At 44.0% G+C, this 20,559-nt stretch carries 17 protein-coding genes; 4 read left to right on the top strand and 13 right to left on the bottom strand.

Features of this window, described 5'->3' with window-relative positions; translation table 11 throughout:
* Positions 1–17 precede the first annotated feature (17 nt).
* The 5 genes from FHS86_RS05195 to miaB all read right to left on the bottom strand — a co-directional run bounded on the left by FHS86_RS05195 (position 18) and on the right by miaB (position 7,916).
* Entirely contained in the window at positions 18–359 is a 342-nt protein-coding gene (locus FHS86_RS05195; RefSeq protein ID WP_429411843.1) for a carboxymuconolactone decarboxylase family protein, read from the bottom strand.
* Between the two features lie 1,986 nt (positions 360–2,345).
* Positions 2,346–2,759, bottom strand: coding sequence for a hypothetical protein (locus tag FHS86_RS05190; protein ID WP_429411841.1), 414 nt, complete (start codon positions 2,757–2,759; stop codon positions 2,346–2,348).
* 10 nt (positions 2,760–2,769) lie between these two features.
* A complete protein-coding gene (locus tag FHS86_RS05185) occupies positions 2,770–4,536 on the bottom strand; it encodes an RHS repeat-associated core domain-containing protein (protein ID WP_429411839.1) in 1,767 nt (588 codons plus the stop codon).
* A gap of 582 nt (positions 4,537–5,118) precedes the next feature.
* Positions 5,119–5,820: a DNA-binding domain-containing protein gene (locus FHS86_RS05180; protein WP_429411837.1), complete on the bottom strand. Its 702-nt coding sequence runs from the start codon at positions 5,818–5,820 to the stop codon at positions 5,119–5,121.
* 770 nt (positions 5,821–6,590) lie between these two features.
* Complete coding sequence (miaB, locus tag FHS86_RS05175) at positions 6,591–7,916, bottom strand: tRNA (N6-isopentenyl adenosine(37)-C2)-methylthiotransferase MiaB (protein WP_429411835.1); 1,326 nt, start codon at positions 7,914–7,916, stop codon at positions 6,591–6,593.
* A 684-nt stretch (positions 7,917–8,600) separates the two neighbouring features.
* On the opposite strand from miaB, the gene FHS86_RS05170 reads away from it, so the two are divergent.
* Positions 8,601–9,863: a thrombospondin type 3 repeat-containing protein gene (locus FHS86_RS05170; protein ID WP_429411833.1), complete on the top strand. Its 1,263-nt coding sequence runs from the start codon at positions 8,601–8,603 to the stop codon at positions 9,861–9,863.
* A gap of 42 nt (positions 9,864–9,905) precedes the next feature.
* A complete protein-coding gene (locus FHS86_RS05165; RefSeq protein WP_429411831.1) occupies positions 9,906–10,238 on the top strand; it encodes an OmpA family protein in 333 nt (110 codons plus the stop codon).
* Between the two features lie 281 nt (positions 10,239–10,519).
* Here FHS86_RS05165 and FHS86_RS05160 read toward each other — a convergent pair whose 3' ends face one another.
* Complete coding sequence (locus FHS86_RS05160) at positions 10,520–11,323, bottom strand: hypothetical protein (protein ID WP_429411829.1); 804 nt, start codon at positions 11,321–11,323, stop codon at positions 10,520–10,522.
* 96 nt (positions 11,324–11,419) lie between these two features.
* Between FHS86_RS05160 and FHS86_RS05155 the strand changes: the two genes are divergently transcribed.
* Both FHS86_RS05155 and FHS86_RS05150 read left to right on the top strand, forming a co-directional pair.
* Positions 11,420–13,510, top strand: coding sequence for an acetate--CoA ligase family protein (locus tag FHS86_RS05155; protein WP_429411827.1), 2,091 nt, complete (start codon positions 11,420–11,422; stop codon positions 13,508–13,510).
* Between the two features lie 136 nt (positions 13,511–13,646).
* On the top strand, positions 13,647–15,689 hold the full coding sequence (locus FHS86_RS05150; protein ID WP_429411825.1) for a S9 family peptidase: 2,043 nt from the start codon (positions 13,647–13,649) through the stop codon (positions 15,687–15,689).
* Between the two features lie 323 nt (positions 15,690–16,012).
* Here the strand turns inward: FHS86_RS05150 and FHS86_RS05145 are convergent, their stop codons facing one another.
* The 7 genes from FHS86_RS05145 to FHS86_RS05115 form a co-directional block, all read right to left on the bottom strand.
* Positions 16,013–16,399, bottom strand: coding sequence for a carboxypeptidase-like regulatory domain-containing protein (locus FHS86_RS05145; protein ID WP_429411823.1), 387 nt, complete (start codon positions 16,397–16,399; stop codon positions 16,013–16,015).
* Between the two features lie 123 nt (positions 16,400–16,522).
* Positions 16,523–17,155 carry a DUF2490 domain-containing protein gene (locus tag FHS86_RS05140; protein WP_429411821.1) on the bottom strand — a complete coding sequence of 211 codons (633 nt, stop codon included), beginning with the start codon at positions 17,153–17,155 and terminating at the stop codon, positions 16,523–16,525.
* Between the two features lie 43 nt (positions 17,156–17,198).
* Positions 17,199–17,852, bottom strand: a complete 654-nt coding sequence (locus tag FHS86_RS05135) for a DUF4956 domain-containing protein (protein WP_429411819.1) — start codon at positions 17,850–17,852, stop codon at positions 17,199–17,201.
* Between the two features lie 19 nt (positions 17,853–17,871).
* Positions 17,872–18,639 (bottom strand): polyphosphate polymerase domain-containing protein, encoded by a 768-nt coding sequence (locus FHS86_RS05130; RefSeq protein WP_429411818.1) that lies wholly within the window; start codon positions 18,637–18,639, stop codon positions 17,872–17,874.
* Entirely contained in the window at positions 18,617–19,027 is a 411-nt protein-coding gene (locus tag FHS86_RS05125) for a hypothetical protein (protein WP_429411816.1), read from the bottom strand. The genes FHS86_RS05130 and FHS86_RS05125 overlap by 23 nt, the downstream gene beginning before the upstream one ends.
* 3 nt (positions 19,028–19,030) lie before the next feature.
* On the bottom strand, positions 19,031–19,795 hold the full coding sequence (locus tag FHS86_RS05120; RefSeq protein WP_429411814.1) for a hypothetical protein: 765 nt from the start codon (positions 19,793–19,795) through the stop codon (positions 19,031–19,033).
* 210 nt (positions 19,796–20,005) lie between these two features.
* Entirely contained in the window at positions 20,006–20,476 is a 471-nt protein-coding gene (locus FHS86_RS05115) for a hypothetical protein (protein ID WP_429411812.1), read from the bottom strand.
* Between the last annotated feature and the right edge of the window lie 83 nt (positions 20,477–20,559).

The following is a 20,559-nucleotide window of genomic DNA, read 5'->3' as shown; positions in this document are numbered from 1 at the left end:
CGGCCCGGTGTATTGCCTTACTGCATCAGTTCTTCCCAGTATTCTACCGCCCGGCGGGTATGTGGAATAACAATCGTTCCGCCAACCAGGTTGGCTACGCCGAATATTTCGAATACTTCTTCGGTCGTGACGCCCTGTTCGTGGCATTTCTCCAAATGGTATTTTATGCAGTCGTCGCAGCGCAGTACCATCGAGGTGGCCAGACCCAGCATTTCCTTAACCCTGGTTGAAAGTGCTCCTTCCTGGTAGGTGAGGGTGTCGAGACTGTAAATGCGTTTCATGACCTTGTTGTCGGAGGCCAGTATTTTTTCGTTCATCTTCGAACGGTAAGCATTGAATTCTTCTACGAGTTGTCCCATGATCTTTTTTTTCGCAAAGATAAGCAAGCTGCTTTATATTTATCCTGCTCTTCGGGATTTGCAATCCCGAAGCAAAGCAAGCAATCATTTAAACAGGATTGCAAATCCTGAATCTGAAAGGCGGTGATTGCAAATCACCACCAGCTGCTGCAAACTTTACGCATATCCCGACTAGCACGGGGTTCCTTCATCGCACATTATCCTTAAAAACCTTATTTTTGTTTTTTCACCTTAGTAGCCAGAGGAATAGTGTATGTTTTAACCTTATTTGATCAGGCGATAAGAATTGAATGTAGCAATCACAATAAGGTGAATAAGCTTGGATTGTATCGTCATGTTGCCGGCTACTAAGGTTGACACAAAAAATAAGGTTGAATGGGGCGGAATTATGCTTCAATGATGAATTAGCAAATAAATTGATGGTTGGCACATTGTAGTTCCGGATCGGTCATTCACAGCATTCGTTCACCAATGACCTTTTTCTAAGTTCTATTGAAGGATTCCTTCATCGCACATTATCCTTAAAAACCTTATTTTTGTTTTTTCACCTTAGTAGCCAGAGGAATAGTATCTGATTTAACCTTATTTGATCAGGCGATAAGAATTGAATGTAGCAATCACAATAAGGTGAATAAGCTTGGATTGTATCGTCATGTTGCCGGCTACTAAGGTTGACACAAAAAATAAGGTTGAATGGGGCGGAATTATGCTTCAATGATGAATTAGCAAATAAATTGATGGTTGGCACATTGTAGTTCCGGATCGGTCATTCACAGCATTCGTTCACCAATGACCTTTTTCTAAGTTCTATTGAAGGATTCCTTCATCGCACATTATCCTTAAAAACCTTATTTTTGTTTTTTTCACCTTAGTAGCCAGAGGAATAGTGTTTGATTTAACCTTATTTGATCTGGCGATGAGAATTGAATGTAGCAATCACAATAAGGTGAATAAGGTTGGATTGTATCGTCATGTTACCGGCTACTAAGGTTGACACAAAAAATAAGGTTGGATGGGTCGGAACCTTGCTTCAATGATGAATTGGCAGATGAATTAATAATTGGCACATTGTAGTTCCCGATCGGTCATTCACAGCATTCGTTCACCAATGACCTTTTTCTAAGTTCTATTGAAGGATTCCTTCATCGCACATTATCCTTAAAAACCTTATTTTTGTTTTTTTCACCTTAGTAGCCAGAGGAATAGTGTTTGATTTAACCTTATTTGATCTGGCGATGAGAATTGAATGTAGCAATCACAATAAGGTGAATAAGGTTGGATTGTATCGTCATGTTACCGGCTACTAAGGTTGACACAAAAAATAAGCTTGGATGGGTCGGAACCTTGCTTCAATGATGAATTGGCAGATGAATTGATAGTTGGCACATTGTAGTTCCGGATCGGTCATTCACAGCATTCGTTCACCAATGACCTTTTTCTAAGTTCTATTGAAGGATTCCTTCATCGCACATTATCCTTAAAAACCTTATTTTTGTTTTTTTCACCTTAGTAGCCAGAGGAATAGTGTTTGATTTAACCTTATTTGATCTGGCGATGAGAATTGAATGTAGCAATCACAATAAGGTGAATAAGGTTGGATTGTATCGTCATGTTACCGGCTACTAAGGTTGACACAAAAAATAAGGTTGGATGGGTCGGAACCTTGCTTCAATGATGAATTGGCAGATGAATTGATAGTTGGCACATTATAGTCCCCGGCTCTTCGGGATTTGCAATCCCGAAGCAAATCAAGCAATCATTTAAACAGGATTGCAAATCCTGAATCTGAAAGGCGGTGATTGCAAATCACCACCAGCTGCTGCAAACTTTACGCATATCCCGACTAGAACTGGTTCAAATGCTGAAAATTACATTCTCAAATTTAATCATACGAATCAAATAATCAAGAAAATCATAGCCTGCCCCGTTTTTTCGGGGTCGGACAATTTAAACCAGCCCCGCTTTTAGGGCGGGGCTGGTTGGTATTTACTTGTTCTGTTTTTTGCGTTTTTCCTCAAACTCCTTTACGTACCGTTTAAAATCGGTGCTGTCTTTTATCGGACATTCAAAGAATATCATGCTACCGTCATTATCATACAATACCAAGAATTGATCACCTTCGAATATGGTTTTACGTTTTTCTTTATCAGGAAAAATATTAGAATTTGAACCATTTTCATATTTTCCTACATTATCATAATAAAAATATTCCAAACTCCTGCCTCCAGCATGTCCAAAGGACATCGAAAATTCTTTAAAAGTACCTATTGCGTATTTTCCATTTTGTTTTATCTCATCATCAATACTTTGGCTTGATTTGTTGATAAAATAACCAACGATAATAATACCAATAAATACCAATATCTTATAATTCGATTTAATAAACCCTTTTTTTTTCATTTGCTTATTGTTAATCATTAAAATTTGGTAGCCAAATAGGTTTAGGTGCTGGAGGTGTGATTAAGGGATAAGGTGTTATTAATGGGTTGTATGAGTTATTCATATTGTTCCATACTTGTGTTTTTTTAACACTTAAAAATCCATTAAAATTTTCTAATTCGGGCTTTGCCCATTTCTCAACAAGGTAAGTGTTGGCAAATCCAACAACTAAGCCAGAACCAAATCCAATTCCCAATTGCCCAAAAGCTTCTTTTGAATACATTTTATTTCCGTCAATCCAGGTAGAATTTGCATAGAATTCTAATGACATACCGATACTCATAGAGCTCATACTTTTAGTTGCGTTCTGCCAAAAAGTTGTTTTAATACCAAACTTGTTAATTAATCCATTTGATAATTTGTCTCCTGCCCAACCTCCGATTAAACCTGCACCTGCACCAATAACTGTACTTTTTCCAATAGTTCCCCATTCTTTGTTATTAATGCTTTTTAAGCTGAAGTTATTCTCCTCTGTCAAAAAATTAGTCTCTAACATGGAATTTCCAAAACTTGCAATTGCAGCACCAGCAGGGGCTGCTAAACCAAAACTTTGTATTGCAACCCATGCGCCAGCTCCACCTGATGCAAAGTAGCCTAAACCTTCCCAAAAATTATCAACTTTATCTGCATTCATAAGAAGATTAATTGTACCGCCAATTACAAATTCTGCAGCGTCATCAATGAGAAACCAATCCCCATCCGGGTCAGTATATCTCAGCGGGTTGTTCAAACAATACCCATACCGGTTAAAGTTCTGGGTAAAATCAGGACTTTGGACATAATTGTCTGGCGAGAGGAACCTGCCAACAAGTGGGTCATAAAGCCTTCCGTTCATGTTAATCAGGCCAAACTCTGTCAGGTGTTCGTGGCCGGTAAAGCCGCGGTTGGCAAACAGGGCGGGTTCGCCGCTAAGGGTGTAGCTCCAGTTGTCTTTGTCACGGCGCCGGCCCCAGGCATCAAAACTGTACTCGTAAATGGTACTGCCGTTTTTCAAATGGGTAATGGTACCTAAATGATCCCGAAATATAGCCCATACCTGAGGGGTACCGCCATTTACAATTTTAGCTACCGCTACAGCAGTATAAGGGCTGCCGCCTATCCATATATACTCGGTGGTCGTATATGCCTCAACTACTTTTTCGTAGCTGCTGCCAAAGTAGTACTTTGTCCAAAAACCTGGTCCACTGGTAGTGAACGACATCTTAACCCGCTGTTTATCCGAATTATATTTAAATGTTGCACTATTGACCCCTTCAGAAATTGAACTTATTTTTCCGAAGGCAGTATAGTTTATATTTTGCGGAATTTCGGGAAAATTAGCAGGAGGAATCACATTGGATAGCTGGTAAGGCTTTCCATTATCGTAAAAGAAAGAGCCTGCATCACTTTTATAAATGAGATTGCTTATGCTGTCGTACCCAATATTGAGGCTGCCGCCCGGACCTGAAACCGATCCCAAGCGGTCAAGGTTATCATAATAAAAGGTTTCCGATAAAGATTTTAAAGAGTTGGTCCGACTGGTCATGTTACCTGTCGTTGTGTTTGGGGAATAACTATAGCCCTGCACCCCCGAAGCTGCCGATGAGGTAAGCTGCCCGTAGGCGTTGTAACCCCAGCTAGCCGATGTGCCGCCTATGCTGGCCGCCGTTGTTTGCCCCCTTGTGTTCATTGTGCTAACATCGTATACCACTGTGCCGTTAAAAGTAACCTGGTCGAGATAGCCATAGCTGTTGTACACATACCCCTCGGTATAGGTATTGTTATACGTTTTACTGCTCACACGGCCATAACTGTCGTATACAAAAGTAACCTTATTTGTTTGACCTGTTTCAATTGTTTCGGAAATTTCGTCAACTTTTCCGTTCGGATAGTAGATATAATTTCGTGATACTCCTTCCGGCGAAGTGATGGTAGAACCAGGTAGCAGGCTGGTCGATGCGCGAATTCATCAGCACGCAGAAACACAAGTTTTGGAGGAGGTGAAAGCATATAGCGTTACGCTTGATACGGGAGTTTAGGTGCTTGGGGAATCAGCGTTGATGTAGCGCTGGTATCGGCGTTTAGGTACGCCGGTATCAGAGTTAATGCAGCGCTGGTATCAGCGTTTAGGTACGCCGGTATCGGAGTTAGTGTAGCGCTGGTGTCAGCGTTGATGTACGCCGGTATCGGAGTTAGAGTAGCTCCGGTATCGGCGTTTAGGTACGCCGCTTATTGGCGTCGATGTATGCAGGGTACGGGAGCAGTGCCTGCCCGGAGGAAGTGTTGTATTGCTTCATCGGTGCGGAACCGCAGAACGGCTGCCTTGCACTTGCTTAGCTGCTTATGCTGTTACTGTAAGTCGCTTATGCAGAATGGCCTGGCGAAGCTGTTTGCTGTCTTTGAATTTCACCCTCAGTACCAGTTCATATTCACCGGCAGCCAGGGGTGGAATCATGAAAATTAGTTTCGAAGGTTTGTTCAGCACAACAGTGCTTACCCTGGTTTCGCTGCCATCCTCCGCCAAAAAGCGGATGCCCTGTTCCGGATCATTGGCATCGAATTTAAGAAGGCTGCCCTGCAATTCGCCAATGCCCCCGGGACTGATAAAATGGTCGGCAGTTTGGCTGTTTACATCCTTAAATTGCCCGATATGGGGCATTTTTTTGTCAGCAACGGTCTTCTCTGTTTTGATTTTTTTAAGGGCTTCGAGCACCAGTGCTCCGGGTTGCAGCTTGTATTTTACCTGGTGACGTTTTGAATCGAAGGCATCGTCGGGACTGTCGAAAATCCCGCTGATGGATGGTGCCCCTTTGCATAATGACAGCTTAAATGGTAAACCTTCGGCTATCAGTTCGCTTAGCACCTGATCGAGCAGGGTCAGTACGGCGTTAATGTCGGTCATGGTGAGCGAGGTGCCGCGTTTGAGCATTTCGGCTTTTACCTCTTCCATTGTATAAGTCCGGCTAAGTTCTACCCGTGCTCTGTAATCCGATGGATCGGGGGTAAGCAGGTTTTCTGTTAAATAATATTTCAAAGTCTTCATGGTTTTGCTGTTTTGATTCATTGTTTTTTAAATTAAGCGCCTGAACCGAAAATGAGTGGCAATTACACTGCCTTTGCGAAAACAGATAATGCTTAGTTGCCTGGTAGTGTATGGCTTACCGACAAACAAAGTAAGGGATATTTTACGAAAAAGTCCAGTAGCCTGCTACTAAGGTTGACACAAAAAATAAGGTTGGATGGGGCGGAATTATGTTTCAATGATGAATTGTTCACCAATGACCTTTTTCTAAGTTCTATTGAAGGATTCCTTCATCGCACATTATCCTTAAAAACCTTATTTTTGTTTTTTCACCTTAGTAGCCAGAGGAATAGTGTATGTTTTAACCTTATTTGATCAGGCGATGAGAATTGAATGTAGCAATCACAATAAGGTGAATAAGGTTGGATTGTATCGTCATGTTGCCGGCTACTAAGGTTGACACAAAAAATAAGGTTGGATGGGGCGGAATTATGTTTCAATGATGAATTGTTCACCAATGACCTTTTTCTAAGTTCTATTGAAGGATTGATTCATCGCACATTATCCTTAAAAACCTTATTTTTGTTTTTTCACCTTAGTAGCCAGAGGAATAGTGTATGTTTTAACCTTATTTGATCAGGCGATGAGAATTGAATGTAGCAATCACAATAAGGTGAATAAGGTTGAATGGGGCGGACAAAAGCCCAATTACTATACTTTTAACCAATGCCCCTTTCCTTTTTCTAATGACCAATGACTTTTTCCTACTGACTTCTGACTTTTCCCAATGACTACTGACTCTTTCCTATCAAGGTCGTTTGTGTGCAGCGTTCAATTTTCACCATTACCCGGTCGCCTTTCTGGTGTTTCAATGCAGGAAAAACCACCACCTTGTTTTGCGGAGTTCGTCCAACCAGTTCGCTTTTCGATTTTTTCGAGGTCCCTTCCACCAGTACTTCTACTACTTTGCCAATGTCGTGCTGGTTGCTCTCGAGTGAGAGGCGGTTTTGCAGCGTAATCATGCGGGAAAGCCGTTCCGACTTGATTTCCTCCGGCACATCGTCGGGCAGGTTCTTGGCAGCATAGGTTCCCGGTCGTTCGGAATACTTGAACATGAAGGAGGTATCGAAACGGGCCCATTCCATCAGGCTCAGGGTTTCCTGAAAATCTTCTTCGCTTTCGCCACTAAAACCGCAGAATACGTCGGTGCTGATGCCGCAATCGGGCAATATTTCCCTGATGGCTTCAATGCGGCGCATGTACCATTCGCGGTCGTATTTGCGGTTCATGCTTTTCAGTACTTTGGAACTTCCGCTTTGAACGGGCAGATGAATGTGGTGGCAGATGTTGGGAACAGTTGCCATGGTTTTCAACAGGCGTTCCGACAGGTCTTTGGGGTGTGAAGTGGTAAAACGTACGCGCATGTCAGGCTGGCTTTCGGCCACCAGCTTTAACAGGTCGGGGAAGCGAAGGGGGCGGCTTTCTCCCTCGGGCTGCCATTTGTAGGAATTGACATTCTGGCCCAGCAGGGTCACCTCTTTATAGCCGCTGGCAGCCAGATTGGCCACTTCGTTGAGCAGGTCGTGCGGATCGCGGCTGCGCTCACGTCCGCGGGTATAGGGCACAATGCAATAGGTGCAGAAATTATTGCATCCGCGGGTAATGGACACAAAACCCGAAATGGAAGCATGATCGAGCCTTTGGGGAACCAGGCTGTCGTAGGTTTCAACGGTGCTGAGTTCCACGTTGATGGCTGCTTCGCCTTCGCGGGCTTTGTCGATCAGGTAGGGGAGGTCGCGGTAGGCATCGGGACCAGCTACCAGGTCCACCACTTTTTGTTCGAGTAGCTCATCGGCCAGGCGCTCGGCCATGCAGCCAATCATACCCACCAGCAGGTCTTTTTTCTTCTTTTTATAAGAATTGAAAAGTCTGAGACGGCCCCAAATGCGTTGTTCGGCATTGTCGCGTACCGAGCAGGTATTAATGAAAATGGCATCGGCTTCGTTTTGATCGTCGGTAATGGTATAACCCTTTTCCGCCATCACGGCAGCCACTACTTCACTGTCGGCCACATTCATCTGGCAGCCATAGGTTTCGATGTATAATTTCTTCTCCATTGGTTTTTTATCCCCTGTTTCAGGCTGCAAATTTAACTTCTATTTTTTAAAAGCCTCAAAAAAATGCCCGCAGTATCTTGGATCAAATTAAGATTAGGGTGGATGAACTTATTTTTATAAATTATCAAACACAAAAAATGAGTTTAAAGCCACGAATACACGAATATGAATGACTCGTATAATTTATAAAACTGATAGCTATAAGATCATTGGAGTCTGCATGGAGGCACATAACAAACCTGGGTCTCGATTCCTGGACGTTTTGTAGAGCTACTACTTAGTTACAAATGAATAATAAAATAAACACGAATGCATTCCGATGGTAATCGGAATAGGATTCGGGCATGCGTGGCATTTTTTTAATAAATACAGCTTAATTTGGCCAGTTGTGTATGTGATGGAACGAGCATAATCAGCATGCTATTTAGCAAAGATATTTAGCTTTGTTTACATTGTAGTTGAGTTCCCTCGAATCAATAGTTATAAGATATTAACCATTCTAAAAAAGTGTAATGGATGAATAGAAATGCATGGTGTTCACCAAAAATATGAAGTGATCCGGTATTCTCTGGCCTGCTAAGTTCAGCTTTGAATAAACATTGATGATTTTAATAGGTTAATTGTTTGATTAAGTGGCTGACATAGAAAAAAATAATATTTTTGGTATTGTTAAAACACGAAAGCATGATACGACTGATCGTTTATTTCGGAATGTGCCTTATGTTTTTGGGTACTGTAAGTGCTCAAAACTATGACAAAAACTGGGGTTTAAACATCGATTATGGATCCATAGAGTACCGTGGTGAACTGGGTGATCAGTTCGGCGATTTCTCTCAATGGCAGGGAGGCTATGGAATCAATGTCAGTCGTTATCTTTCACCCCTGGCCAATTTTGGTGTACGTGGAGCTTACAATTACCTGCACGTTTTTGGTCCCGAAGAAGAATTGTACAGCATGCAGGGCGATATGCTTACCATTATGGGTTTGCTTGAATTAAAAGTGGCCAACGGAGTTACCCTGCGTGAAGATGCTGCACTCAAACCTTATTTCAAATTGGGAGCCGGAAAGATGTTTGGCAAAACCTGGGGACTGAGCATGAACAGCAACGAGAATTATGAGCAGCCTCTTAACGACTGGATTTATTCGGTGGGCGGAGGCTTCAGACTTCGTTTAAGCGATCACATTGATGCCTTTGCCGATGTGAGTAACCTGTGGGTGACTGCGGTAGGCATGGACGGATCGACGCTGGATGCGGCAAAAGACCAGTTCATTCAGATGAATATTGGTTTGTCGTTTGCCCTGGGAAGTTTTAAAGACAGCGATCGCGACGGGGTGGGCGACAAACAGGACCTGTGTCCCGATACGCCAGCCAATGTTGAAGTGGATGTAAGCGGCTGTCCCCTTGACGGCGATGGCGACGGGATTCCTGATTTTCAGGATCAGTGCCCCGATGAAGCCGGAGGTACTGCCACCAAGGGTTGCCCCGACAGGGATAACGATGGATTGGCCGATCAGAACGATCGTTGTCCCGACGAGGCTGGTCCCAAATCGAACGGAGGCTGCCCATTGGCTGAAAAGCAGCATGAAGAGGCAGCGGCTCCGGCGAATCAGGCTTTGCCTGCGGGTGGAGTAAATATTTTCTTTGTTTATCCGGGTGAAGGACAGGGTGCGCCACAGATTTATTCCATCGCTCCCGGACAAAGCATGGCTTTCGACTCCGATGGCGACGGCATTGCCAACAACATCGATCGTTGCCCCGATGAACCTGGGCCGGTCGATCATTTTGGTTGTCCGGAAGCACCTTCAGTGAATCAGGCGACGGGCAGTGCTGTTGTTAATCCGCTGGCCCTCAGTCCGGGTTGTCCTTCCGATCGCGACTGTGACGGCATTTCAGATGCCTTCGACGAGTGTCCTGATGAGCCGGGAGCCATTAGAAACAAGGGCTGACCGGTTGAGCACCTGAGCCCTGAATGGAGGCGTGAATTCAACGTGGCGCCGGTTCATTTTGTAAGCGGTGGAAGCTATCTTACCGATTATTCGCGTCGCCATGTCGATGAGTTGATTGCTATGCTGAAAGCACATCCCGAATTGAATGTGTGGCTCTTTGGTCATACCGATCCCAGGGGATCCGAAGAACTGAACGCCGAGCTTTCGGAAGCCCGTTTGCGCACCATTGTTGATTACATCGTGTCGAAAGGGATCGGGAAGGAACGCATTTATACCATGGCCTTCGGAGAATCATTTCCGGCTGCCCTGGGGCAAAGCAGCAGCGAGCTGAAAAGAAACCGGCGTGTCGAATTTTATCTCTTCGAATTTAAGTAGAAAGCAAAACAAGTTACTGAAAGCAAAAATGACCACCAGGGAAGTGATCATTTTTTAAAGGGTGATATTGTAAAACAGGGGAGAGGAGAAATTTTACAATCAGCTGCTAAGGTACAAAACATGTTTGGTTATCTGAAGCAAGTAATGACCGGCATGGGCTTGATTTCTTTCAGTAGTCGATTATTTATGACAAACAGCAAGTCTGTTGTGATAAAATAATGCATTCTATTGATGAGTGAGTTTTATTAGTGTGAAGGGTACAGTAGCTGATTGGGAGTTCCTTAATTACAAAGCACAAACAGCTCTTGTTGCGGATTGATGAGCAATACGGCCGATGTTGCCTTTTTTACGATTCGTTTTTCGAAAGGCCCGATGAGGCGGTCAGGCAGGCTCACATTTCTGCTTCCGGTAAAAATCAGCAGCTCATCGGGTTTAGTTTTTTCCATGGCTTCGCGATGAATGCCCCAGCTGTTTTTGTTGCCTGTTTCAAAGCAGAAGCCGAAGTTGAACTGACGGTAGAAGCGCTGAACAAAAGCCACAATTCGGTCTACTCTTTGTTGTTGTTCGGGAGCTTTCGTGTCGTTGGCCACATACAGGCTGATGTCTGATTGGTTAAATCGTCCCATGTAGCTTCCCCACAAGGTAGCATCCTTGGTGCTGTTTCTGAAATCGATCGGAATCACCACTTTTTTAAAGCGCTGCCCGGCAGTATGGTGCTGTTTGGAAAAGAAAAACGGAAAACCCGAACGGTAAAAAGCCTTTAAAAGTTCGCGATCAAACAGGGTGCCACTGCAGAACAGAATGGTATTGTAATTCTCTCCGAGTTCTTTTACCAGGTTAGCGAGTTGGCCTTTGAGCAATAAGCTTGAAATTTCGAGTTGGGGAAGATCCTTTTTGATAACCCTGGCATAGCTTGAAATGCGTTGTTGCAGTCTGTTTTTCTGTTTCCTGTTCTGGTAGTTGCCGAAGAGACAAAGTTCCTTTTCGAGCTGAATGGACAGGTGCACCGCATCGAGCAGGGCAGCTTGCAGCATGGTGTCGTGTTTACACCACACCACGATTCTTTGATCTTCAATTTGGCTCATTGGCAGTTTCGTATCGAAGTACAAATTGCATCACCTGTTAAATGTCATCAGCACCTCGGTTGAAAATGGTTATTTTCGGTAAAAAATTAGACAGAAATGATCAACGATCAACTTTTTTATCCCGACCGCATTGTTGTTGTTGGTGGATCGAACAACATTGAAAAACCCGGCGGTAAAATTATAAAAAACCTGCTCGATACCAATTTTGATGGCGAACTGATGGTGGTAAACCCCAAATCGGAACTGGTTCAGGGCCTTGTGAGCTATCAAAGTGTGGAGGATGTGCCGGGAGCCGATCTGGCCATCCTGGCCATTCCGTCAGCCTATTGCCCGCAGGCCATGAAGGTGTTGGCAGAAGAAAAAAATATCAAGGCTTTCATCGTTATTTCTGCTGGCTTTAGCGAAGAAGGAGCCAGGGGCGAAGCACTTGAAAAAGCCATGGTTGAGATTGCCGATGCCAACGAGGCCTGCCTGATAGGGCCCAATTGCATTGGCGTACTGGCACCAAAACATGCCAGTGTATTTACAACGCCGGTACCATCGTTGAGTCAGGAAGGTGTTGATTTCATTTCGGGTTCAGGAGCCACTGCCGTATTTATTATGGAATCGGCCATACCCAAGGGCTTGCAGTTTCACTCAGTGATTTCGGTGGGTAATTCGGCCCAGCATGGCATTGAAGATGTGCTGGCCTATCTCGATGAAACCTTCGATCCTGCTGAATCATCCAAAATAAAGCTACTGTACATCGAAAATATCAGCAATCCCGATCGTTTGCTGTTTCATGCCCGCTCGCTCATCCGAAAAGGCTGTCGCATTGCGGCCATCAAAGCCGGATCGTCGGAAGCAGGCAGCCGGGCTGCTTCGTCGCATACCGGTGCAATGGCCAGCTCCGACCTGGCGGTTGAGGCCCTTTTCCGTAAAGCCGGCATTGTTCGTTGCTACGGAAGGGAAGAACTCACCACCGTCGCCTGTATTTTCAGTCTTAAATTATTGCAGGGTCGTAACATCGCCATTATCACCCATGCAGGGGGACCGGCCGTGATGCTGACCGATGCTTTGGAAGACGGAGGCTTGCATATTCCGCCTATTCCTGATTCAGCTGCCAAGGACAAGTTAAAGCAGCAACTCTTTCCCGGCTCTTCGGTCGAGAATCCCATCGACTTTCTGGCCACGGGCAATGCCGAACAACTCGAAACCATCATCGATGCCTGTGAAAACGATTTTGACAACATCGACGCCATGGCTGTTATTTATGGCAGCCCCGGGCTTTTCCCGGTTCGGGAGGTGTACAATACCCTCGATAAGAAAATGAAAACCTGCCGTAAACCCATCTATCCCATTCTGCCTTCGGTGGTGAATGTACAGGAAGATGTGGCCTATTTTATTTCGCATGGTAATGTAAATTTTCCCGATGAAGTTTTGCTGGGCAGAGCACTTACAAAGGTTTATCAAACAGCGCCTCCGTCGCCACCTTCCGAATTTTTAAAAGAAGTGGATGTGGAAGCAGTGAGAAAGATCATCGACCATACCCGTGATGGCTATCAGCCACCCGAAGTTGTTCAGCTTCTGCTGAAAACAGCCGGAATACCTGTTGCCCGCGAGTTGGAGGTGAAAACAGAGGAAGAAGCGGTACAGGCGGCTTCGAAACTTGGATTTCCTTTGGTGATGAAAGTAATTGGCCCGGTACATAAAAGCGACGTTGGCGGGGTGAGTTTGAACATTAAATCGCTTGAAACTGTTCGAAGTGAATTGAGGCGACTGATGAAAATAGAGGGCTGCACTTCGGTTTTAATGGCCGAAATGCTATCGGGTACCGAGCTTTTTATCGGCGCCAAATATGAACCCACCTTCGGCCACATTATGCTTTGTGGCCTGGGAGGCATTTTTGTTGAAGCCCTGCGGGATGTTACATCGGGCCTGGCACCGCTCAGTATGGACGAGGCCATGTCGATGATTAAAAACCTGAGAGCTAGGCGTATTCTCGACGGTTTTAGAGGCACCGAGGCGGTAAGTAAAACGGTATATGCCGAACTGCTGGTGAGGCTGTCGGGCATGCTCCGCTTTGCAACCGAGATCAGGGAAATGGATATCAACCCGCTTTTGGCCAAAGGCGACTCGATTGTGGCGGTTGATGCACGCATTCGCATCGAACATGATAAAAAGGGAAGAAAGACACAATGTTCATAGCCTTAGCAAACGATGAATATTAACTTTGGTAAAAAACAATAAATTTGTCTGGCTTTTATGCTCAATAGTGAATAACCAAAAAAGATATACGCTGATGAAACGAAGTGGCCTTTATTTGTTAATCTCATTTTTTATTATGCTAACATCATGTGAACAGCCTGCTGAGGCTGAAAAGGGCTATACGCCCGAAGTACCGCAACTCGGGAGTAAAAGGCTTACACCCGACCTGCTCTGGAAGCTTGGACGCATTGGGGGTGAAACCGTATCGCCTGACCAGTCGAAGGTGCTGTATGCAGTGACTTATTATAAAGTGGAAGAAGATAAAGGCTACAAGGACCTTTATATTTACGACCTGAATAAGGGCGAAACAAGCCGGATCACCAATACCGCCATCAATGAAAACGGAGCTGTTTGGCGCCCCGATGGTAAAAAAATTGCTTTTCTGAGCGACGAGTCGGGTAGCAGTCAGTTGTGGGAAATGGAACCCGATGGAAGCCAACGTAAACAAATCAGTTTCATCGAAGACGGCATCAACGGTTTTAAGTATTCACCCGATGGCGCGAAGGTGGTTTTCAGTAAAAAAGTGAAACTGGACCAAACAGTGAACGATTTGTATCCCGATTTGCCCAAGGCCAATGCACGACTCGAAAGCGATTTGATGTACCGGCACTGGGACAGCTGGGACGATTACAAGTACAATCACCTGTTTGTTGCCGATTATTCCGAAAGCGGAATCCATAATGCGAGCGACATCATGCCCGGAGAACGCTTCGATAGCCCAACCGAACCTTTTGGCGGAATGGAACAATTGGCATGGAGTCCCGATGGAACCATCATTGCCTATACCTGTAAGAAGAAAACCGGGAAGGACTATGCCTTTTCAACCAATTCGGATATTTGGTTCTATCATGTGAAAAGCGGTGAAACCAGCAATTTCACCGAAGGCATAATGGGCTATGATATGCATCCTGTTTTTTCACCCGATGGCAGTATGCTGGCATGGGAAAGCATGGCCCGCGACGGCTATGAATCGGACCAGGCACGACTGATGATTGCCGATGTTGAAAGCGGCGAACGTACGAATCTTTTTGAGCATTTCGAAGAGAGTGCAGCCAGCATTACCTGGGCACCCGATGGGAAAAGCATTTATTTTATCAGCGACATCAAGGCAACCGACGAAATCTGGCGTGTTGAGTTAAGCAATTCAAACATCACACGCATTACCGATGGCATTCACAATTACAAATCGATTCAACTGGCAGGCGAAGGTTTGTTGGCCCGCAAACAATCGATGTCGCACCCCGATGAGCTTTATCTGGTTGACATTCGGCAGGGGACCGATGAGGCCGTAACGCAGGTAAACCAGGCTATATTCGATCAGCTCGAAACCGGTGAAGTTCAAAAGCGCTGGGTAAAAACCACCGATGGAAAGGACATGCTGGTTTGGGTCATTTTGCCTCCCGGCTTTGACGAGAACAAGCAATATCCTGCCTTGCTGTATTGCCAGGGCGGGCCTCAGGGTACCGTCAGTCAGTTTTGGTCGTACCGCTGGAATTTTCAGCTGATGGCTGCCAACGATTACATCATTGTGGCCCCCAATCGCCGGGGTCTGCCCGGTTTTGGTATGGAGTGGCTTGAGCAAATCAGTACGGACTACGGTGGTCAGAACATCCGCGATTACCTGAGTGCCATCGACGCAGTAGCCGAAGAACCTTATGTTGATCAGAGCCGACTGGGAGCCATTGGAGCAAGTTATGGCGGCTTTTCGGTATTCTATCTGGCCGGCCATCACGAAAAGCGTTTCAAAGCCTTTGTTTCGCATGCCGGCATATTCAATTTCGAACAGATGTATTCAACGACCGAAGAAATGTGGTTTGTGAACTGGGATTTGGGCGGTGCCTATTGGGACAAGGAAAATAAAACAGCACAGCGTTCGTATGAGTTTTCACCTCACCGCTTTGTAGAACAGTGGGATACGCCTATTCTGGTTATTCATGGTGCCAACGATTACCGCATTCCTTACACCCAGGGAATGGCTGCCTATAACAGTGCCATCATGAAAGGAATTCCGGCTGAATTTCTGTTCTATCACGATGAGAATCACTGGATATTGAAGCCCCAGAACGGTTTGCTCTGGCATCGGACCTTCTTTAACTGGCTCGATCGCTGGTTGAAATAGCAGAAGCAAAAACGATGGGTAACATGCCTCTCTTAGTTGATGAACCTATCTTTTTTATTGACGAACTGCTACATTTTTTTGACGAGACATGTAAATAGATAGATAAAAGCTTGTATAAATATTTTATATTTTCTATCTTCACGTCAGTTATTCGATTAAAACAAGAAAAATATAAAGACTTTTAGTGGTGTTTTAGTTTAAGAGGGGAAATGAATTAGCTCTGTCGTTAGATGGGGCTTTTTCTTTTTATAAGTAAAACAGCTCATTTACAACAAAAAAGGATGATCATCTCATCCTTTTTTGTTACTGTAACTGAGAAGGCGTTATTTTTTGTTTTCAGTGGCACTGATCAGTTTTTCCTGCTCTGATTTCTTATGTGAAAACAGCCGTTTTTGACTTTTGGCCTGTGCAGGTTTCAGAGCGACCGACTGTGACAAATCGTCGTGCAGTTGAATGCTGATTACTTCTTTCACATAACCGTTGCCTGAAAAGGAGATTTCGTATTCGCCTTCGTTGAGATACAACAGGTAGGCGCCCCTGTAATTACTAATGGTTCCGGTAAGGCGATCCTTTACAAAAATATCAATTCCTTTCAGTGTTTCACCCGAAACGGAATCGCTGACGATTCCGCTCAGTGTGAATTGGTTCTGACTGAATACACTACCCGAAATCAGGAGTGCAAGCACGATAAAGAGGTGTTTTAGTTTCATGGTAATAATTGTTTGAATGTTTAACATGGCTGTTATAATGACAACTATTACCCACAAAGGGTTGCCTCAAAAAAGTACTTTTAACAAAAATTTAAATATTTTGATAGATTTTTCGAATTTGCATTAAAAGGAGTAGGCGTATTTGGCTCCTATCACATGCGAATCGACCGGAGCAACTACATTGAATTCATTTTCGAACAGGTAAAACAAATCAAGCGATGAGGCTTTTGAAAGTTTAACTGATGTTCCCATTTTAAGTCTCCACTGATTGACAATGGCTCCATTGGGATGATTGGTATGAACGAAGAATTCGTATTCGACAAAAGGAGTATAGGGTTGCCCAAACCAGTTGTATTCAATTTCTACAGCATTGCGGTGGATGAGTTTTTGTTCACGGCTAAATACGGAGTTGGTGAGATCGTCGAAGCCGTATTGCAAGGTGGTGGTCAACTTTAATTCAAAATCATCGATATCGATGCCATAGCGAAGATAGGCCGAGATGCGCTGACGTAGTTCCCGCTCGCGGCTTCGGTTTTGATCGTACATGATGCGGTATTTGGCACCTATCCTGAAATCGTTGGGGAGATCGTACGATAACTTGGGCTCAAAAAAGGCCTTGTCGAAGGTGCTCAGATTTTGATCGAAACGGTGTTCGTATTCAAGGCTTCCTTTCAGGTCGTTGAGCAGCTCTGTTTCGATTTCACCCGATAACCTTAGTCTGAAATCATTGCGCTGAGCAAATCCTCCTGAGACCATTGTTGTGAGTAAAAGTAATATGAACAGGAAGCGCCAAAAGGGCCTAATCATCATCTTCGTCATTATTGGCCGAATCATCGTCGTCGGCCAGATTCTCGTCTTCGTAATAGTAAATATTTACCCGGGCAGTATCTCTTAAGAAGTCGATTTTTCCTACTTCAACCCGGTTAATGGTGAGCCCTGTGCGTTCTTCCAGATCGAGTTTCATTTCCGATCGTTTCTCCGGTTTTATCAATTCAATCTTTTCGTAGATGATCGACTTGCGCGATTCATGCTTAAGCATCATCATGCGCTCCAGTCCATAGGTTACAATGAGCATTAGCGCATTGGTGGTAAGCAATTCGGCATAACTTACTTTTTTATTCGACAGGGCATTGATGACTGAAATTCCTATTACCAGAAAGAGATAGGTCATTTCCTTGATCGGAATTTGCTGCGTCCGGTACCTGATGATGCCAAAGATGGCAAACAGTCCTAAAGCAAAACCCAGCTCCAATTTGACATTCTCGAGCAAAAAGCAAAGCAGAAAGACCACGGTAGCGATCAGAATGTAGGTAAACAGGTAGTCGCGCCGCCGCCGTACCTTGTAGTAAAGAAAGCGAACCGCAACAAAAACTACAATGAAGTTAAGCAGAAAACGTATAATCAGTTCGGTAAAGTCTTCTATGTCGATGATTTCAATGTTAAATAGTTCCATGTTAATTGTTTGCTGGTTGTTATACTTTGACGATCGATCTGATTTTTTGTTTAAAGAGGTTATTTTTTACCTCAGGATTGAGCATGGCAAGGCCCATACAATATTTACTGAATCCCATTGAGTTGATACCCATTTGTCGCAATATGTGAATAAAGGGTGAGGTCTTGTTGTATCGGCCCTTTTTGATTTCAGCAATGCATATTTCAGAAGGAGCTGACTGGTTATTGTATTTTAAATCGGTAAAGCTTAGCTGATAATCGAGCGTTATGCGTTCGCTGAAGTCTTTGTTTACCAGGGTCAGTCTGATGAAGTTGTTCCCCAAAGTGGGAGCGAGTGCATGCGACTGGTAGGGTGAATTATTTTCGATGAAACGCCCCTTGTCAACAATCCCAGGTACCTGGCCCGGGTGGGCATGTTCTATTCGGGTTTTTACCGTTTCACCCTTGTTGTTTTTTCGTTTGATCTCCAGAAATTCCTGTTGGGTATACAGGTATTTTCTGATGCGTACCTTGTGCCGGTTCAGTTTGCCGTTATGGTGCAGCTGGTACATGTCGTAATTTGAAGTGTCGAAATAGGTGGTATGGTAAATTTGTTCCCTTTCACCGGCAATTTCGACCATCATATAGCGATCGGCAGCTTTGCCAAGCAAATGAGGCAGGTATTTCAGGTTGAATACAAATTTTGTATCGGTACGGCGCATCAGCCTTACCTGATCCATTTCTTCCAAAGAAATTGGATCATACTGACTGATCACACTTTTTATCCTATCTTCTAAATTCATATTCATATTTCCTTCTTTGTCTTAAGCGGTCTTTCTCATCATAATAAAGTTTCTCAATCCTGAGCCCTTTTTCATAGCGATAAACAATGCGCTCTTTTTGATTTCCTTTTGCGTCCAGTTCAAGTTCCTCAATCAGTTGGCCTATTTCATCGTATTGGTATTTGAACCAGATGTCGACGTCCTTGCCCTTGTTGTTGAATTCTTTTAGTTCTACTATTTCGCCCTTGAAATTGAAATGCTCTTCTTTAAAAAGATAGTAATCGCTGTCGCCATCTTCGAGCTCCTGTTCGTAGTAGCGCTTCACTTCAATTCCTTTTTTTATGATCTCATCCCTGTCTTGTGCATTTACTGCAAAGCAAAGTGATATCAATAGCAGGCTGATCAGGTATTTCATGGTTTAAAATTTTTCGATTGTTAATTCATCCATTGTAATATGCTGAAAGGTGTCAGTAATCTCAAGTTCGCTAATCACCGGAATTAAGGCTTTCTTGTCGGTCTCCTGAACATTTTCGCTGTAAACGACGATCTTGTAATGACCTTTCAGTAAGTTATTGAAAACAAACTGGCCGTTTTCATCGGTGCGTATGCGTTCCTGATAAAAATCGGCGTGGTTGTAAGTCAGATAGATTTCCTGCTCCTGCGCCGGATAGGTGTCTTTTACTACCAGGTTGGGATATATCGACTCGTTCACATAGTCGATCATTTTCACCGATCCTTTGATGCTGGCGTGTCCTTCATCCCAGTCGAGCGCTTTATAGGTGTACAGGGTGTCGAGGCTAAGAGTTTCGTTTTTTGCCAGATTGAAGTTAAGCGAAAGGCTTATTTCGTCCCACGATTTACTCAGGGTGTCGTCCGACATATAGTAAAGCTGGTAGCTGCCGGGCCATAAATAACTGAATTCGAACTGCCCGTAATTGCTTACGGCAACGTCTTCACCAACCGTCATGTTTTCGCCAAAAAGAAGAAAAACATCCTGGTCAATGGCAGGAGCTTCTCCTTGATATACAGAAAAATCGCTATTGTAAAATTTAGTGATGAGTGTGCCGTTTATATGACTGTTGCCTCCAAAACCTTCTTCCTGGCTGCACGAAATATTGAGTAAGCTGAAAAGGATGAACAGGCTGGCTGCACTCAGTTTAAAAATCTTAATTGGTCGTATCATGGGCTCTTCGGTCTCCTACTATTTATTATACGCATAACATAAAAAACATATTGCGTGTATGTTATTGCATGATTTTACAAAAACCCTGTCTTTTCTTTGAAAATGGTTAAGGGGATGTAAAGTTAATATGAATATTCAATGCCCGAAAATAATCTTTTTTTAATTGAATCAGCAGGGAGGCTGTGAAATAATTTTTTAAAGAAGAAAATACTATTCATTGCGCATTTGGTCTACCAGTAGCCTGATTTGTTCCAGCTCGCTGATGATGGTGCCCAGGGAGTCATCGTTGGTAAATCGTATAAAGAATTCCTGATTTTCGGTTTCAAATCGAAGTTGTTCGTCACAGCCATCAACGCAAACTCCGCATTCGTCAAGATTCATGGATTGAAGCTGATGAAAAAGATAAGAAAGATTCAAGGCTTCGAGCTGTTCAGTGCTTAATTCGAGCTCACTGCTTTTTGATGGATTGTCGCAGACTGCATGGTATTGATAGCTGGCTTCATTCCCCCTGATATTCAGTTCCTCGCTGCCGGCACACCAGCCACAGGCGCTGATATAGGTAAACAGAACATCTTCGTTCACTGCATCTTCTATTTCACTATGTTCGCACGAGTGGAACAAAACCGGGAAAAACAGGGCGATGAGCAACATTGAGAGTGCAAAAATTGAAAGCTTCTTCATTCTTTTTTCTAATTTGATTAGACAGATGACTGAAGTATCAAAAAGGTTGCCTGTAGAAATATTTTGTTCAGTATGATGGAAAA

The organism is Roseimarinus sediminis (assembly GCF_050433125.1).
In the GTDB taxonomy this organism is placed as follows: domain Bacteria; phylum Bacteroidota; class Bacteroidia; order Bacteroidales; family Prolixibacteraceae; genus Roseimarinus; species Roseimarinus sediminis.
The sequence above is the reverse complement of the archived record's forward strand: the minus strand, read 5'-3'. Positions and strand labels throughout refer to the sequence as shown.